At 74.7% G+C, this 16385-nt stretch carries 15 protein-coding genes; 2 read left to right on the top strand and 13 right to left on the bottom strand.

All coding sequences use genetic code 11. From position 1 onward, the window contains the following. Positions 1–90: 90 nt before the first annotated feature. The 3 genes from groES to ACFZP7_RS21270 all read right to left on the bottom strand — a co-directional run bounded on the left by groES (position 91) and on the right by ACFZP7_RS21270 (position 2259). Entirely contained in the window at positions 91–399 is a 309-nt protein-coding gene (groES, locus tag ACFZP7_RS21280) for a co-chaperone GroES (protein ID WP_019329594.1), read from the bottom strand. A 244-nt stretch (positions 400–643) separates the two neighbouring features. Next, positions 644–1393 carry a polysaccharide deacetylase family protein gene (locus tag ACFZP7_RS21275; RefSeq protein WP_385635233.1) on the bottom strand — a complete coding sequence of 250 codons (750 nt, stop codon included), beginning with the start codon at positions 1391–1393 and terminating at the stop codon, positions 644–646. After that, the gene (locus tag ACFZP7_RS21270; protein WP_030970318.1) at positions 1390–2259 is read right to left on the bottom strand and encodes a polysaccharide deacetylase family protein; all 870 of its coding nucleotides are present in this window, start codon (positions 2257–2259) and stop codon (positions 1390–1392) included. The genes ACFZP7_RS21275 and ACFZP7_RS21270 overlap by 4 nt, the downstream gene beginning before the upstream one ends. Positions 2260–2421: 162 nt before the next feature. Between ACFZP7_RS21270 and ACFZP7_RS21265 the strand changes: the two genes are divergently transcribed. Beyond that, positions 2422–3612, top strand: a complete 1191-nt coding sequence (locus ACFZP7_RS21265; protein ID WP_046248318.1) for a class I SAM-dependent methyltransferase — start codon at positions 2422–2424, stop codon at positions 3610–3612. Positions 3613–3679: 67 nt separating this feature from the next. Here ACFZP7_RS21265 and ACFZP7_RS21260 read toward each other — a convergent pair whose 3' ends face one another. The 10 genes from ACFZP7_RS21260 to tsaB all read right to left on the bottom strand — a co-directional run bounded on the left by ACFZP7_RS21260 (position 3680) and on the right by tsaB (position 15474). Then, entirely contained in the window at positions 3680–4720 is a 1041-nt protein-coding gene (locus tag ACFZP7_RS21260) for an LCP family protein (RefSeq protein ID WP_062130256.1), read from the bottom strand. Positions 4721–4860: 140 nt separating this feature from the next. After that, positions 4861–5913: a LacI family DNA-binding transcriptional regulator gene (locus tag ACFZP7_RS21255; RefSeq protein WP_385635229.1), complete on the bottom strand. Its 1053-nt coding sequence runs from the start codon at positions 5911–5913 to the stop codon at positions 4861–4863. Positions 5914–6033: 120 nt separating this feature from the next. Then, complete coding sequence (locus tag ACFZP7_RS21250; protein ID WP_385635227.1) at positions 6034–9369, bottom strand: SAV_2336 N-terminal domain-related protein; 3336 nt, start codon at positions 9367–9369, stop codon at positions 6034–6036. 2 nt (positions 9370–9371) lie between these two features. Next, positions 9372–10322 (bottom strand): MoxR family ATPase, encoded by a 951-nt coding sequence (locus ACFZP7_RS21245; protein ID WP_031018153.1) that lies wholly within the window; start codon positions 10320–10322, stop codon positions 9372–9374. Next, positions 10319–12463, bottom strand: coding sequence for a trypsin-like peptidase domain-containing protein (locus tag ACFZP7_RS21240; RefSeq protein ID WP_385635225.1), 2145 nt, complete (start codon positions 12461–12463; stop codon positions 10319–10321). Before ACFZP7_RS21240 ends, ACFZP7_RS21245 begins: the two co-directional genes overlap by 4 nt. A gap of 3 nt (positions 12464–12466) precedes the next feature. Then, complete coding sequence (locus tag ACFZP7_RS21235; protein WP_037899934.1) at positions 12467–12862, bottom strand: CU044_2847 family protein; 396 nt, start codon at positions 12860–12862, stop codon at positions 12467–12469. An 81-nt stretch (positions 12863–12943) separates the two neighbouring features. Then, complete coding sequence (locus ACFZP7_RS21230) at positions 12944–13198, bottom strand: hypothetical protein (RefSeq protein ID WP_031018148.1); 255 nt, start codon at positions 13196–13198, stop codon at positions 12944–12946. Beyond that, complete coding sequence (gene tsaD, locus ACFZP7_RS21225; protein ID WP_019329601.1) at positions 13195–14298, bottom strand: tRNA (adenosine(37)-N6)-threonylcarbamoyltransferase complex transferase subunit TsaD; 1104 nt, start codon at positions 14296–14298, stop codon at positions 13195–13197. The genes ACFZP7_RS21230 and tsaD overlap by 4 nt, the downstream gene beginning before the upstream one ends. Then, positions 14291–14776, bottom strand: coding sequence for a ribosomal protein S18-alanine N-acetyltransferase (gene rimI / locus ACFZP7_RS21220; protein ID WP_046248326.1), 486 nt, complete (start codon positions 14774–14776; stop codon positions 14291–14293). The genes tsaD and rimI overlap by 8 nt, the downstream gene beginning before the upstream one ends. A gap of 44 nt (positions 14777–14820) precedes the next feature. After that, positions 14821–15474, bottom strand: coding sequence for a tRNA (adenosine(37)-N6)-threonylcarbamoyltransferase complex dimerization subunit type 1 TsaB (tsaB, locus tag ACFZP7_RS21215; protein ID WP_282547956.1), 654 nt, complete (start codon positions 15472–15474; stop codon positions 14821–14823). Between the two features lie 213 nt (positions 15475–15687). Here tsaB and ACFZP7_RS21210 point away from each other — a divergent pair, with 213 nt between their 5' ends. Then, a complete protein-coding gene (locus ACFZP7_RS21210; RefSeq protein ID WP_019329604.1) occupies positions 15688–16242 on the top strand; it encodes a hypothetical protein in 555 nt (184 codons plus the stop codon). Positions 16243–16385: the final 143 nt, after the last annotated feature.

Below are 16385 nucleotides of genomic sequence, written 5' to 3'. Positions count from 1 at the left end.
CGCCCGGCTTTTTAAGGTCGCGGGAGCCAGGGGCGCAGCTGGAAAGCAAGGTGCTTCGATGAAGTGAAGTGCTACAGGGAAGCGCTGCTTCTACTTCTCGACGATCGCGAGCACGTCGCGGGCCGAGAGGACGAGGTACTCCTCGCCGTTGTACTTCACCTCGGTGCCGCCGTACTTGCTGTAGAGCACGACGTCGCCGACGCTGACGTCGAGCGGAAGACGGTTGCCGTCCTCGAAGCGGCCCGGGCCCACGGCCAGGACGACGCCCTCCTGGGGCTTCTCCTTGGCGGTGTCCGGAATGACCAGGCCCGAAGCCGTGGTCTGCTCGGCGTCGAGCGGCTGGACCACGATGCGGTCCTCGAGCGGCTTGATGGCAACCTTGGAGCTGGCGGTCGTCACGATCCGACCTCCCCCTTCGGAGATCTCACGGGGTTAACTGTCTGAGGTGGCGACCAGGTCGATCCGTCGTCGCGGGTGCCGGACCTGCCCGTCGCTGTGTTGGCACTCTCCTAGGGGGAGTGCCAGACCCGAGACTATGACCGCGATTAGCACTCGGTCAAGCGGAGTGCCAATGCCGACGGCGCGTCGGCGAGGTTTCGGCTGAACGCCGGTCCGCGGAGGCGCCCCGCGCCGGCTCCGGGAGTCACAGGTAGTCCCCCAGCCGCCCCACCCTCAGCCCCTGCTCCTCGATCGTCTCCAGCAGGGTCTCGGTGCGGGCGCTCAGACCGGTGCCCGTGGGGTGGTCGGGATCGACGGCGACGATGTCACCGGGGCGCAGCCGGTGGTCGCCGCGGGTGTAGGTGAGGTCGCCGTCGTCCCCCAGGGCCGCCCGCCACAGGACGACGGCCGTGATGCCGCAGTCGGCGGCGGCGCGCAGGGTGGCGGTGTCGTACGTGCCGTAGGGCGGGCGGAGCAGATGGGCCCGGACGCCGAAGCGGGACTTGAGTTTGGTCTGCTGGCCGCAGATCTCGGCGCGCTGGCCCGCGTAGGGCAGGCCCCGCAGCGAGCGGTGGTCGAGTGTGTGGTTCTGGATGCTCGCGCCGACCGCGCGCAGCCGGGCGAAGTGCCCGTAGGCCGGTCCGGCGACCGTGTCGGTGAGGAAGAGGGTGGCCGGGATGCGGTGTTCGCGGACGAGGTCGGCGAAGTGCGGGTCGCGTTCGGCGCTGTCGTCGAAGGTGAGGAAGACGACCGGGTCGGTGGTGCGGACGTGGTCCACGACGGGCGGCAGACGCTGCCCCCGCTCGCCGCCCCGGGCGGGCTCCGCGCCCGCGTGGGGCCGCGCGGGGCCCTCGGAGCGGGCGGCGCAGCCGGTGAGCAGCGGGACGGCCAGGACGGCGAAGGCGGCCAGGGCGGCCAGGGCGGCCCCGGCCGGCCGCAGCCGCCCGCGCCTCACAGGTAGTCCTCCAGCCGGGCCACGGCGTATCCCTCGGCGGTGACCTTGTCGAGGAACGCGCGGACCATGTCGCGCATGGTGCCGCCCCAGTCGCCCTCGCCCCGGAAGTGGGTGAGGACGATGTCGCCGGGGTGGATCTCCCGGTCCCACTCGCGGTAGTCCCAGTGGTCGGCGAAGACCTCCTCGTTCCAGATGGGCGCGTACTCGATGCCGCACGCCGCGGCGGCGCGCAGGGTGTCGCGGTTGTAGTTGCCGTAGGGCGGGCGGAAGAGGGTCGGGCGCTTGCCGTAGCGCTTCTCGATCACGTCCTGCATGCCGCAGATCTCGCGCTTCTGCTCGGCGTAGGACAGGCCGGGCAGGTAGGGGTGGTTCAGGGTGTGGTTGTTGAGGGTGACGCCGCGGTCCTGCATCTCCTTGAAGTAGCCGTAGTCCTCCTTGACCAGGTAGTCGCTGAGGAAGGCGGTGTACGGGACCTTCAGCTCGCTCATCATCCGCAGGAACGCCGGGTCCTTCTCGGCGCCGTCGTCGATGGTGAGGAAGACGATCTTCTCCTTGGTGGGGATCGAGGTGAAGACCGGCGGGAGGTGCTCCTGGCCGTCCACCTCGAAGCCCTTGCGGGCCTTGATCTCCGGCTTCTTCGCGGGCGGCGGCGGAGCGGCCAGCGGGACCTTCTTCAGCTTCCAGCGCTTGGCGGCGGCGACCCGGGCCGCGTGCGCCGCGCCCAGCTTGGAGGCGTAGGCGTCCAGGGCGCGGGCCGGGGGCGCCTGAAGGGGCTGCTGACCGGAGGCGCCGCGCACGTCGGAGGCGTCCTGCGCACAGCCGGAGGCGAGGGCGGCGGCGGCGAGGACGGCGGCACCGACGCGCATCCGGAGCCTCGGGGAGGCGGGGCGGAATGCCCCAAGAGCCCAACTTTTATCGTTTTGTACGACTGCTCGCATGGTGCGGGATCCTCGCAGTCCCCGGCCGTCGAACCCGGCCCGACACCGCGCCGGAGGCACACCATCCACCGACTGGCCCACAATGTTCCGGTGAACGACCTCGACGCCCTCCTCGCCCTGCTCACCCCCGAGGGCCGCGCCCTCCTCGACGAGGTGCGCGACACCGACCCGGCGAGCGAACTGGCGGTCGCGACCCGGCTGCGGCGCACGCATCCCCCGGCGCTGGTGTCGGCGGCGCTCGGGCAGGCGCGGCTGCGGCAGCGGGCGGTGGCGAAGTTCGGGGCCGAGGACGCCGGGCGGATGTTCTTCACGCCCTACGGGGTCGAGCAGTCGACGCGGGCGAGCGTGGCGGCGTACCGGGCCGAGTGCCTCCAGGCGCTCGGAGTACGGTCCGTCGCCGATCTGTGCTGCGGGATCGGCGGCGACGCGATCGCCTTCGCCCGCGCCGGTATCCGGGTGCTGGCCGTGGACCGCGATCCGGCGACCTGCGCGGCGGCCCGCGCCAACGCCGACGCGCTCGGACTCGCCGACCTGATCGAGGTGCGCGAGGCCGATGTGACGGAGGTGGACACGGCCGGGTACGACGCGGTGTTCGTCGACCCCGCCCGGCGCTCCTCCAAGCGTGGCCGGATCTTCGATCCGGAGGCCTACTCCCCTCCCCTGTCCTGGGCCGTCTCCGCCGCGCTCGGGGCGCCCCGGGGGCTGCTGAAGATCGCGCCCGGCATTCCGCACGAGGCGATCCCGGCGCAGGCGACCGCCGAGTGGGTCTCGGACGGCGGGGACGTCAAGGAGGCCGTGCTGTGGTTCGGCCCGGACGTGACCCCGGGGGCCCGGCGGGCGACGCTGCTGCCCGCCGGGGCGGGGATCTACGCGACGCCCGGGACCATGCTCCCGGACCCCGAGGTCCGGGAGGTCGGGAGGTACCTGTACGAGCCGGACGGCGCCGTCATCCGCGCCCACTTGGTGGCCGAGGTCGCCGAGGACCTGGACGGCGGACTGATCGACCCGACCATCGCCTACGTCACCGCCGACGAGGCGCATCGCACGCCGTACGCCACCGCCTACGAGATCACCGACCGGATGCCCTTCAACGTCAAGAAGCTGAAGGCGCTGCTGCGGGAGCGCGGGGTCGGCACGCTGACGGTGAAGAAGCGGGGGTCGGCGGTCGAGCCGGAGGAGCTGCGGAAGAAGGTCAAGCCGCAGGGGCCGAACGCGGCGACCGTGTTCCTGACCCGGGTCGCGGGGGCGCCGACGATGCTGATCGGGCACCCCGTCCGCTGAGCGCGCGGCCGGCTCCGGCCACCCGTGCGGGGGTCCCGGGGCACGTCCTTCGAGGCCCGCCGGTCCCTCAGCGCCGCAGCGACTCCCACAGCTCGGCCGCGTCCGGCTCCAGGGCCACCACCCGGTTGCGGTCCCAGGGGGCCGGTACGACGGGCATGGTGAGGGTGCGTACGTCGTCCGCGGACAGCCCGCCCAGGCTGCGGCCGAGGCTCATCAGCTCGCTCAGCGAGTCCAGCCCGGTGTCGGTGGTGAGGCTGCCGGTGGCCGCGTCGGCGACCTGGTAGAGACGGGTGGGGTCGGTCAGCAGATCGGTGGCGGAGATCTGTTCGAGCAGCGCCTTCACCAGCTGGTGCTGGAGCTCTATCCGGGCGAGGTCGCTGCCGCCCTCCAGTCCGTACCGGGTGCGGGCGAGCCCCAGGGCCTCGGTGCCGTCCAGGTGGTGGGTGCCGGCCTCCAGGCGCAGGTGGCTCTTGTCGTCGTCGATGTCCACGTCCGTGGTGACCGTGACCCCGCCGAGCGCGTCGACCAGATCGGCGAAGCCGGAGAAGTCGACCTCGATGTAGTGGTCCATGCGGACGCCGGTGACCGACTCGACGGTCTTGACCGCGCACACCGGCCCGCCCAGCGCGTAGGCGGTGTTGAACATCGCGCCGCTCGCCTCCGGGGTGGAGCCGCCGGAGGGCAGCGGGCAGGACGGGCGGTCGACGAGCGTGTCCCGGGGGATGCTGACCACGGTGGCGGCGGTCCGGTCGGCGTCGAGGTGGACGACCATCGCGGTGTCGGAGCGTGCCCCCTCGCTGTCGCCGCCGCCGAGTTCCCGGTTCTCCTCGCCGCCGCGCGAGTCGGAGCCGAGGAGCAGGATGTTCAGGGCGCCGGTGGGCACCGGGGACGCGGAGGGCGAGGCGGAGGGGACGGTGACCGGCTTGGCGGGCCGGTCGTCCCCGAGCGCGCCCTCGATGTCGACGCTGCTGATGTTGCCGTTGAGGTGCCAGTACGCCCAGCCCGCCGCGGCGGCCCCGAGGAGCAGGGCTCCCACCAGGGCGAGACCGGCGGCCCGCAGCCCTCTCGCGCGTCCGCCCGGCCCCCGCCGCGCGTTCCGTCCCGCCATGCGTCCGCCCCCGCTCGTGGCCGCCCCGCCGTGCGTCCCCACCCACCTGCCCCGCAGTCAGGAACATACGTCTGAATTGTTGAATTCAGCATCATGCCGGGCAGCATTCTGCGGAAATTCTCAGAGAGCGGCCGGGCCGGTCAGTGCGTCGGGGGCGCTGCCGTGCTGCTGCGCACCTCCAGGCTGGTCGCCAGCTCCACCCGGGTCGCCGCCGCGGAACCGTCGTCGCGCCCGAGGTCGAGCACGAGCCGGGCCGCCGCCTCGGCCATCTCCATCAGCGGCTGCCGCACGGTCGTCAGCGGCGGCCCCACCCAGCGGGCCACCGGCAGGTCGTCGAACCCGACCACGCTCAGGTCCTGCGGGATGCGCAGCCCCAGCTCGCGCGCGGCCTCGTAGAGACCGAGCGCCTGGAGGTCGTTGCCGGCGAAGACGGCGGTCGGCCGGTCGGGGCGGCGCAGCAGCTCCAGGCCCTGCCGGTAGCCGGCCTCGTGGTGGAAGTCGCCGGTCACGATCAGGCCGGGGTCGACCGGCAGCCCGGCGGTCTCCAGGGCCGCCCGGTAGCCGTCGACGCGGGCCCGGCTGCACATCATGCGGGTGGGCCCGCTGATCGCGCCGATGCGGGTGTGGCCGAGGTCGACCAGATGCCGGGTGGCGGCGAGGCCGCCCTGCCAGTTGGTGGCGCCGATGGACGGCACGTCGGCGCCGGGGTCGCCGGCCGGGTCCATCACCACGAAGGGGATGGAGCGGCTGGTGAGCAGCGCCCGCTGGGACTCGTCGAGGCCGGAGAGCACCAGGATCACGCCGTGCGGACGGCGGGCGGCGACCTGGTCGGCCCAGGTCCGGCCGGGGGTGAGGCGTCCGGCGCTCTCGGAGAGCACGACGCTGAGCCCCGCGTCCCGCGCCACGTTCTCCACGCCCCGGATGACCTCCATCGCCCAGGCGCTCTCCAGTTCGTGGAAGACCAGGTCGATCAGGGGCGAGCGGGTCGCCTCGGCCCGCCTGCGCCGGTAGCCGTGGACGCGCAGCAGCTCCTCGACGCGGGACCGGGTGGCGGGGGCCACGTCGGCGCGGCCGTTGAGGACCTTCGAAACAGTCGGCGCCGACACACCGGCCTCACGCGCGATCTCGGCGAGGGTCGCGGTCTGCGGGGACCGCTTGTGCGTCCGGGTTTCAGCGGGCTGCGGGGATGTCATGGCGGCGATCGTAACCCTGCGGCTCTTCCTGACGAAGCCTTCGGCGCCCTACGGACTCCGGAGCATTCGGTATCTCATCCGAAACATTCGGCCTTCCTCGCCTTCCCCGGCCGGTCCCGGTCAGTCCTCGCGCGTCACCAGGTCGGCCAGCCGGAGGAGCGCCTGCGTGGTGGCCGGCCGCAGTCGGTGCAGCTCCCAGCCGGGGGACTGCAGGGCCGCGTCGAAGGGCACGTGCACCACCTGCTCGGGCTCGACGCGCAGCCGCCGCGCGAACGTGTCCGGCAGGCTCCGGCCCGAGGGCCCGTCCAGCTCGGTGGCGACGACCAGGGCCCGCCGTGCCAGGTCCTCCCGGCCGCCGCCCCGGACGAGGGTGAGCATGCGGACGGCCGCGTCCAGGAACCAGTCCGCGGTGCCGCAGCACAGGATCAGCCGGTCGGTGTGGTCCAGGACGACGTCGGCCGACCGGTCGAGCCGCAGCGGGGACCAGTCGGTGAGGACGAAGGGGTAGTACGGCGCGGTCTGCGCGAGCACGTGCACGTACTCCTGCTGGTGGGCCGGGTTGGGGCTGAAGTGGCCGCGGCGGTGGGCGACGACCTCCAGGCCGGACGGCAGCCGGGTGGTGCGGGCCCGGATCTCCTCGTAGGCCGGTGTGGACGACAGGACGCCCAGGTCCCGCACGACGGCCGGGTTGCGGTCGGTGAGGAAGGCGTCCAGGGATCCTTCGGACGCGGAGCCGTCGAGGGCCAGGACCGGTTCGCCGCGCACGGCGGCCAGGACGGAGCCGAGCAGCATCGTGGTGGTGGCGCGACCGCTGTAGTGGTAGGCGCCGACCAGGGTGAGGCGCCTGCTGTGCGGCAACGGCGCCCTCAGCCGCTCCAGCCGCTCCTGGGCCTCCCTGCGACCGGTGCCGAAGCGCGGCAGCCGCAGGGCGGGGCGGGGCGCCCGGGGGTCCGCGGCGGGCGGGGTCAGCGGCACGCGCGCGGCCCGCCCGGCCCGCGCGCCGTGGGCCGCGGCCTCGCCGAGCTGGAGGCGGGTGCGGGCCACGTACCGGGCCAGGACCTCGGCGACCTCGGCGGCGGCCGGGCGCACGGACGGCTCCGGGTCCACGCAGCGCATCACGAGCCGCCGCAGCTGCTCCCAGGTGTCGCCCTGCCACAGGTGCATGCCCTCGGGCAGCCCCGGCAGGTCCCAGCCGGCCTTGCTGCTGATGACCTGGAGCAGCTCGCCCAGGGCCCGCACGTTGTCCTCGCGGGTGGGCGCCGCGCCCGCGCCCAGGTACGTGCCGTCGACGGCGCAGTCCGACAGGTCGCCCAGGACGACGGTGCGGCGCAGCACGTAGACGCTCTCGGCGTCCACCGTGGCGGGCACCAGGCCGTTGACGTGGCACAGGGCGACCGCGTTGGCGAGGTAGCAGGAGACCACCAGCCCTTGCAGGATGTCGAAGGGGGCGGTGCCGTCGGTGAGGGCGCGGGTGAAGATCTCCGCGAGCCGGGGCGGCTGGGCGTCGGGGGCGTGGGCGTCCGCGACCGGGGTCATGGCGAGCCAGGGCGGCGAGTCCTGGAGCCCCGTGCCGAGCAGCACCGGCGCGTACTGCCCCTGGAGGCGGGCCAGCGCCTCGGCCTCGACCGTGAGGAGCTGGGCGTTGACCGCGGGCAGGTCCGGACGCGGCACCCGCAGCACGGCCTCCCGGCCCCCGGCGTCGACGCCCCGGTAGACGACCGTGCGCCGCCCGCGCCGGCGTCCGCGCAGCTCGTACCCGCCGATGCGGCGCGGGTCGTCCCCGGTGAGCGGCTCCCAGTCGTCGGTGCCGGTGCCGGGTCCCGGCCGGCCGGGGCCGGGGCCGTCCCCTCGGCGGGTGCCGCCGAGCGACACCCCGAACCGGGCGAGCAGCCGGCGTTCGACGCGCGTGAACGGCTGCTGGGTGCCGGGCAGGACGTCGGAGCCGTCCGGGTGCAGCAGCCAGGCCGGGAAGTCCGGGGAGTTCCCGGCGAGTTCCTCCAGGCGGCGTCCGATGCGGCGGCCGGTGCGCAGCAGTTCGGCCTGCGGGACGGCGTCCAGCAGCACCGCCTTGGACGCGTCGGAGAAGTCGAAGACCCGGTGCTTGGCGGGCAGCGGTCCCGGGACGGGCGCGGGGTGCGGCCTGACCAGGCCGCCGAGGAACACCTCGGCCAGGTGGGAGGTGGTGGCCGGCCAGGGCACCGCCGTCTGCACCAGCCGCATCACGGGCACCGACAGCGGGGCGACCGCCGCGAGGTGGGCGGCCAGCCGGTACGCCTCCGGGGTGGCCGCGTCCCGGAAGTGCTGGGCGCTGCTCAGGTCCCGCGCGGGGGCGAGGGCCGCCTCCCGGTCGGGGCGGACCAGCAGCGGGAGTTCGACGGTGGTGCCCGGGGAGGCGAGCAGGCGGGCCCAGACGCCGAGGGAGTCGGCTGTGGGTTCGAGGACGGGGACCGGGATGCCGTCGAACCGGCTCAGCTCGGGCGGCAGCACCGGGTCGGCGATCTTCCACGAGGTGTTGGCGCCGCCGACCCGCCGGGTGGTGGCCTGCCAGCGCTCGGCGGAGACGCCGGATGCCTCCCACATGTCCGGGGGCAGGGTGTGCAGGACGGCGACGGGACCGCGGGCCGCCCGCTCGGCCAGCATGGTGTGCATCGCCCCGGACCGCCAGGCCGGTCCCATGCCGTCGCTCACGACGAGCAGCAGGGAGCGTCCGGACGGGTCGTTGACGGTGCTCAGGGGCAGTTCGGTGCTGCCGGGTCCGAACGGCCGGGCGCGCAGGCGCGGTCGGCCCGCCCCGCGGGTGTCGAGGCCGAGGACCCGGGTGAGGGAGAAGGCCCCCAGCCGTTCCAGCAGCGCGCGCAGTTCGGTGCCGAGGCGGTGCCACAGCAGCATCGACAGGCCGTCGTCGACGAGCAGCACGAGGTTGAGCCAGCGTTCCCGCACCGGCCGTACCACCACGTCGGGCAGGTTCGTCTCGGCGAGTTCGGCGGCCGTGCGGTCCTCGTCGATCTCGGTGCGGTGCCGGCTGTCGTGGCGGCGGCGCAACGGCCGCAGGGAACGCCCCAGTTCCAGCTCGTTGCCGAGCGCCTTCTCCTCCGGCACCCGCACCGGCAGGGCCCGCCGGTTCTCCCGGCCGGCGGACGACGGCCGCGGCCGCGGTCCGGGGGTGTCCCCGGCGGCCGCGTGCAGGGTGGTGGGGCTGGTCAGGTCGGGCAGCTCGGGGTCGCCGGGCTCGGGCGGGGGCTGCCGCGGCGCGGGCCGGTCCTCCGTCTCCGGGGCGTCGGGCGGCGCGGGCTGCTGGGGGCGTGCGGGTGCCTGCCGGTGGAGGGGCGACTCGGGGCCGACGGGCAGCCGCCGGGCCAGCCAGAGCACGTCGAGGACCTGGTCGGCGTCCAGATCCACGCGGCAGGCACCGAGAAGCCGCAGCGTCTCGGCGAGCCGCTCTCCCCCGGCCGGCACGGTCACATCGTCCCGGTGAGCTGGTGCAGAACGGCGTCCAGCAGCCCCTCGGCGTCCAGGTCGACGCCGTCGGCGCGCAGGAACACCGCGTTGAGCAGCTGGTCGGTGGCGAGTTCACCGAGGGCGCGGCGGCGCAGGAACGCCTCGATCAGGTCGTCCGCCTCGGCCATCGCCTCCTCGCCGAGGTGCGCGGCGACGATGGTGCGCAGCCGCTCCTCGTCGGGCAGCGGCAGGTCGAGCCGCAGGCAGCGGCGCAGGAACGCCGGCGGGAAGTCGCGCTCGCCGTTGCTGGTGATGACGACCACCGGGAACTCGGCGCACTGCACCAGCCCCTGGTGCACCCGGACGGTGCCCCGGTGGTCGTGGGTCTGCACGTCGACGTCGGCCAGGTCCTCCGGCAGCCGGGTCAGTTCCGGGATGTCGAAGAAGCCCTCCTCGAAGACGGTGAGCAGGTCGTTGGGCAGGTCGACGTCGCCCTTGTCCATCTCGTCGATGAGCAGGCAGCGCGGGTGGGCCGAGGGCACCAGCGCGGTGCCGAGGGGCCCGAGCCGGATGAAGGTGCCGATGGACGGTTCGCTCTCGCCGCGGTCCCGGCTGAGGGTGGTCTCGCGCAGACGGCCGATCGCGTCGTACTGGTAGAGGGCGTCCTTGACGGTGGACCGGCTGTTGACGGGCCAGCGCAGCAGCTCGCCCAGGCTCAGCTCGTGGGCGACGGCCCGGGCCAGCGAGGACTTGCCGGTGCCGGCCGGCCCGGTGACCAGCAGCGGGCGGCGCAGGTGGAGTGCCGCGTTGACGACGTCGGCGTGCTGCGGGGCGATCACGTAGGGCAGTTCCGGCCGGGTCGAGCGGGCCGGTACGAAGCGGCGCCAGGGAGGTGCCGAGGGCAGGGCGACGGCCCGGGGGACGCCGTCGCCGCGGAACAGGCGCCACTCGGCGTCGGCTGCGGATGTCATGCGCTCTCCTGGGGTTCGGTCAGGTGCAGGCGGGGCACGGTGCGGTCGGCGTCGGCCCAGGCGAGTACCGGGCGGCCGGGGTAGTCGGGCGGGCTGGCCTTGGCGTGGGCGCGGTAGTCGCGTACTCCGTCGGGCATCTCCCGGGTGGCGACCTCCGCCATGTACCGGACGGCGTGCGCGGCGCCGTCCCGGCCGCGGTCCCACACCACCACCGGTATGCCCAGGGCGAGGCAGGTCTGCACGATGCCGTCGCGCGGACCGGGCGGTACGTCCACACAGACGCGCACGGTGTCGAGTTGGTTGACCAGCCGGGAGTAGATGGTCTCCCGGTCCATCGCCTCGGAGACCACGAAGGTCTTGCCCGAGTCGAGCCGGTTCCAGCGGCTGCGCCAGTGGGACGTGAAGCGGCCGTGTCTGCGCAGCAGTTCGGGGCAGTGCACCACCAGCGGGAACTCCACGCCGAGGACTCCGGGCACCAGCTCCTCCGGGTCCCGTGCCGTCCACTCGTCCACGGGCAGGTTGAGGCCGGAGCGGTCGACCAGCACCTCGACCAGGGGCGGCCGTTCGTCCCCGGCGGGCGGGGTGAGGGAGTCCAGCACGCGCAGCACCTCGCGTGCCGCCTCGGCCGCGGAGTACGAGCGCACGCTGTCGGTGGAGACCTGGCGCGGTCCGGCGCCCTCGTCGCACCAGATCCGCAGCCGGTGACGGCCCTGCCCGGCGCGGGTCACCTGGACCAGTACGCGGACGCGGGCCATGCGGGCGCGTACCGAGCGCACCCACTGGTGGGCGTCGGAGCGGCGTTCGCCGAGCGCGGCGCGGGCGATGCCGAGCCGGGCGGCCACGCCGTCCGCCCACAGCCGCAGCTCGGCCCGTCTGGCGCCGGGGCACAGGGCGCCGACGTACTCCATCACCCGCAGCAGCGCGGGGACCCTGCGTTCCCCGCTGCCGGCGCGGCCGTCGCCGGGCAGTGTCTCCAGGTGGCCGAGGAGGGCCTCCGCGGTGTCGCCGCCGGGCAGCGCCACCAGGTGCGGCAGGGCGGCGCGGACCGCCTCGGGGAACCGTGCGAGGACGTCCGGTTCCATCGCGCGCAGGTGCCCCCGCAGGGCGGTGTGCTCCTGCGGCGACAGCAGCCGGGGCGTGCGGGAGAGGCCGCCCGCGGCCAGGACGCGGTCGGCGTCCCGCGGGGCGTCGCGGCGCAGGTTCCCGGACAGCGCGGCCAGGGCCCGCGGGTGGGTGAGGAGGAACGCGGCGAACTCCTCGGGCGTGGGCGGGGTGACGTCGCTGCCGGGCGTGACCCCGCAGGCCCGGGCGAGGCGTTTGGCGCCCGTCACCCGGCCGCTGGCCGAGGGGAAGGCGTCCTCGATCGCCTCCGTCAGCAGCAGGAAGGCGGGGTCCTCCGGGTCGGGCAGGGTGGCCGCCGCGTCGTCCAGGACGCCCAGCGGGCCCAGTTCGGCCTCGACGCGCTGCCAGGGCACGCCCCAGCTGCGCCGTGCCAGGTGCTGGGGGCTGTACGCCAGCGGAGCGCCGGTGGCCGCGTTCCGGGGCGGCATGAAGTGGGCGACGACCAGTCCGACCACGGCCTGCTCCCCGGGGCACCACAGCGGACCGCCGCTGTAGCCGGGGCCCACGGCCATGCCGGTGGCGGCGCCGTCCAGGTAGGCGCGGAAGCCGTCCGGGCCGTGCACCGTCAGGCGGGCGAAGGTGGCCGCCTCACCCGTGCCGTGCCACGCCTGCACCTCCTGGCCGGCCGTCATGGCGGCCGGCCGGGGCCCGGCGGGCAGTCCGCCGGGCGGGCCGTCCACGCGCAGCACCGCGAGGTCGCCGAGCCACTCGTCGTCACCCGGCTTCACCGGTCCGCCGCCACGGGCGCGCGGGGCGATCCAGTGGGCCACGCGGGCGTAGTACCCGCCGGACGTGGCCGCGTCGTCCCGGACCTCGACGACGATCTCCTCCGGGCCGGGCGTCCGGGGCTCCAACAGCGGCCTGTCCAGGGCCGCGTTGACCACGTGGGCGCAGGTCAGCACGGTGTCGGCGCCGAGCACGAAGCCCGCCCCGACGGCCTTGCCGTCACCTCCCCGTACGGTCACCACGTACCGGGAGGGATCGCCGGCACCGCCGTCCGCGACGTGGAACCAGCCCACGTGTCACTCCCCCGTCGACGCCGTGCCGGGTTCGGGGGCGGGTCTCCAGGTGGCGGTGACGGTGAGATGGGCCTGGCCGGTGCCGCCCACGACACCGAGCTTGAGGTCCTGGCCGACCTGGACGCCGAAGGTGACGCTCAGTTCGGCGGGCGGATCGGGCACGGCGGTGGCCGCGTCGTGGACCTCCTGGATCAGCGGCCCCAGCGGGCTGAGCGCGCCGCGCAGGGCCCCGGCCGCGAAGCGGGCGACGGACCCCGTGCCCCGGGCCACGGGCACCGCGCGGCCCATGCCCTCCGGCAGGTCGTCGTCGGTCGGGACCGGGACCGGGCCGTCGGCGGGCCCCAGCAGGAACCGGACCGGGGTGCCGTCGTCGAGTTCGAGGTCAGGTGTAGTGGACACGCCCATATTGTCGTCGTCGGGCGCCGCTTCGTCCGCGATCTCGGCGAACTCGGTTACCGGATCGATGCCCGGCACACCGGATCAGTCACCGGCCGACTCGAACCGCCACCGGTGCACCGCCCGCGTGACCAGCTCCGCGTCCGGTTCGGGCAGTTCGGGCAGTTCGGCGTCGTAGGCGGCGTCCCACCAGGTGATGACGAGCACCCGGTCCTGGGGGGCGCGCAGGGTCTCCCGGCGGACCGGGGCGCCGGCGAGCGGCTGCGCCCGCACCCAGGCGAGCAGGTCCTCGCCCCGGCCGGGCACCGCCCGCGCCTCCCACATCAGCGCGACCGTCACGAGTACAGGTTCTCCTTGCTGACCTCGTGGACGTGGTCGTGATCGTGCGTGTGCCCGTGGCCCGGCACGTGCGGGTCGGTCACCGGCAGCGACGAGTCCGCCGACAGGTCCCAGTCGGAGGCGGCCCGGTTCCGGGCGACCATCTCGGCGCCGAGCGCGGCCACCATCGCGCCGTTGTCCGTGCACAGCTTGGGGCGCGGCACGCGCAGCCGGATGCCGGCCGCCTCGCAGCGCTCCTGGGCGAGCGCCCGCAGCCGGGAGTTGGCGGCCACGCCGCCGCCGATCATCAGGTGGTCGACGCCCTGGTCCTTGCAGGCCCGCACGGCCTTGCGGGTGAGCACGTCCACGACGGCCTCCTGGAAGGACGCCGACACGTCGCGCACCGGCACCTCCTCACCCGCCGCCCGCTTGGCCTCGATCCAGCGGGCCACGGCCGTCTTCAGCCCGGAGAAGGAGAAGTCGTAGGCCGGGTCGCGCGGTCCGGTGAGGCCGCGCGGGAAGGCGATCGCGTTCGGGTCGCCCTCGCGGGCGTACCGGTCGATGACCGGACCGCCGGGGAAGCCCAGGTTCAGCACCCGGGCGATCTTGTCGAAGGCCTCGCCGGCCGCGTCGTCGATGGTGGCGCCCATCGGGCGGACGTCGGAGGTGATGTCCGAGGAGAGCAGCAGGGAGGAGTGGCCGCCGGAGACCAGCAGGGCCATCGTCGGTTCGGGCAGCGGCCCGTGCTCCAGCTGGTCGACGCAGATGTGCGAGGCGAGGTGGTTGACGCCGTAGAGGGGCTTGCCGAGGGCGTAGGCGTACGCCTTGGCCGCCGAGACGCCGACCAGCAGGGCGCCCGCGAGGCCGGGGCCGGCGGTGACCGCGATGCCGTCGAGGTCGCGGGCGCTCACCCCCGCTTCCTTCAGGGCGCGGTCGATGGTGGGGACCATCGCCTCCAGGTGGGCGCGGCTGGCCACCTCGGGGACGACGCCGCCGAAGCGGGCGTGCTCGTCGACGCTGGAGGCGACGGCGTCGGCCAGCAGCGTGGTGCCCCGGACGACACCGACACCGGTCTCGTCGCAGGAGGTCTCGATCCCCAGGACCAGAGGTTCGTCAGGCATGGTTGTCGGTTCCTCGTTCGGTTCCCGGTACGGAGGCGGAAGGGTCGGTCAGGCGCATCACCAGGGCGTCCACGTTCCCGGGCTGGTAGTAGCCGCGTCTGAAGCCGATGGGCTCGAAGCCGAAGCGCTCGTAGAGGCGCTGGGCGCGGGTGTTGTCGACCCGGCACTCCAGCAGCACCTCGGTGCACTCGAAGGCGGTGGCCGCGCGCAGCAGCTCGGTCAGCAGCCGGGCGCCGAGCCCGGTGCCCCAGTGGTCGCGGGCGACGGCGATGGTCTGCACGTCGGCCTGCTCGCCGGAGGTGACCAGGCCCGCGTAGCCGACGACCTGTCCGTCCGTCTCGGCGACCACGTACCGCCGGGTCGCGCCGGGGCCGCGGGCGTGGGCCAGCTCGGACCAGAACATCCCCCGCGACCAGGCGTCCTCCGGGAACAGCTCCCGTTCCATCCGCAGGACGGGGTCGATGTCCCACCAGCGCATCTCGCGCAGCACGGCGGTCGCGGGCCCGGCAGTGGCTGACTCGGTCACTTGGGGGTGACCACCTTGTAGTTCTTGGGGACCTGGGCGTCGGGCCGGCGCAGGTACAGCGGCCGGGGCGCGGGCAGCTCCTCGCCCGCCGCCAGCTTCTCGGCGGCCAGGCACGCGAGGGCGGCGGCGGACACGTGCTCGGGCTCGTGGGTCTTCGGGAAGGTGTCCGGGTAGAGCAGCGCGCCCGCGCCGACGGCCGGGAGCCCGGCGACCCGCTCGGCGATGTCGGCGGGGCGGTCGACCGCCGGGTCGGTGAGGCGGGTGCGGGAGTCGGCGTACCGGGCCCAGTAGACCTCCTTGCGGCGGGCGTCGGTCGCCACCACGAAGGGGCCCTCCAGGTCGGCGGCGTAGGCCAGGCCGTCCAGCGTGCACACGCCGTGCACGGGCACGCCGAGCGCGAGCCCGAAGGTGTCCGCGGTCATCAGGCCGACGCGCAGCCCGGTGTACGGGCCGGGGCCGATGCCGGCGACGACACCGGTGACGGCGTCGAGGCGCAGTCCGGCCTCGGCGAGCACGCGGTCGACGGCGGGCAGCAGCAGCTCACCGTGGCGGCGTGCGTCCACCTGGCTCGACGAGGCGATGACGTCCGTGCCGTCGTGCAGGGCGACGGTCACGGCGGGCGTGGCGGTATCCAGAGCGAGCAAGAGCACGCAAACAGCCTACGGCGCCACGCGGCCGGTGTCGGACGGCCGGGGGCGGTCGAGGGGCGGCCGGGGGGCGTCGCCCGGCCGGGTCCGGGCTCGCGCACCGCCGGACCGGGACCGGCGGACCGCGCCCCGTGTCGCGCACCGTGTTCGATCGCTCACGTACTGCTACCTTCGCGGGTGACGGACGCACGACGTACGACGACGAGGTGGTCGCCAGTGGCAAGCAGCAGCGCCGGGTTCGTCGCCGGGCTCACCGCGGCGGCGCTCGCGACGATCGGCTTCCTCGCCCACCAGGCGTCGGTCGCCGCCCCGCACGACCCGGGCCGCGCCCGGGTGAGCAGCCCGCCCGCCCCCGGCGCCTCGAAGGCGCCCCGCGACCGCGGGCACCCGGAGGCCCTGCCGGCGGGTACCGGAAGGGGTGAACGGGTGGTGTACTCGGTGGACGACGACCGGGTGTGGCTGGTCGGCGCGGACGGTCGGGTCCAGCGCACCTTCGAGGTCACCCCCAGCACGGTCGACCCGGCTCCGGGCACCTACGCGGTCACGTCCCGGTCCAACCGGGTCACCGGCTCGGACGGCATCCCGGTCGAGCACGTCGTGCGTTTCGCCAGCGTGGACGGCGTGGTCATCGGCTTCAGCGCGGCCGTGGACGGCTCGATGCCCGAGCCCGACCCGGACGAGCGCACCGGCGGCATCCGGGAGACCCGCGCGGACGGCGACGCGATGTGGCGGTTCGCGACGATCGGGCAGCGGGTCGTCGTCATCCGCTGACCCCGCACGGAGGCGACCGCCGGGGCCGGACGACTTCGCGGCACCTCTCGGGCAACGCGGCGCCATGGGCGCATGACCGGCCCCGCGGCACCGCCGGGCCAGGCGACCTCGCGGCACCGCAGGGTCAAGCAACCTCGCGGCAC

Source organism: Streptomyces sp. SudanB5_2050 (assembly GCF_964272335.1).
GTDB lineage: Bacteria > Actinomycetota > Actinomycetes > Streptomycetales > Streptomycetaceae > Streptomyces > Streptomyces rochei.
This window is presented reverse-complemented; position numbering and strand designations above follow the sequence as displayed.

Excerpts from the sequence above, each read along its gene's own strand:
- ACFZP7_RS21270 (WP_030970318.1), bottom strand. The coding sequence starts at position 2,259 with ATGCGCGTCGGTGCCGCCGTCCTCGCCGCCGCCGCCCTCGCCTCCGGC.
- ACFZP7_RS21260 (WP_062130256.1), bottom strand. The coding sequence starts at position 4,720 with ATGGCGGGACGGAACGCGCGGCGGGGGCCGGGCGGACGCGCGAGAGGG.
- ACFZP7_RS21255 (WP_385635229.1), bottom strand. The coding sequence starts at position 5,913 with ATGACATCCCCGCAGCCCGCTGAAACCCGGACGCACAAGCGGTCCCCG.
- ACFZP7_RS21245 (WP_031018153.1), bottom strand. The coding sequence starts at position 10,322 with ATGACATCCGCAGCCGACGCCGAGTGGCGCCTGTTCCGCGGCGACGGC.
- tsaD (WP_019329601.1), bottom strand. The coding sequence starts at position 14,298 with ATGCCTGACGAACCTCTGGTCCTGGGGATCGAGACCTCCTGCGACGAG.
- rimI (WP_046248326.1), bottom strand. The coding sequence starts at position 14,776 with ATGCGCTGGTGGGACATCGACCCCGTCCTGCGGATGGAACGGGAGCTG.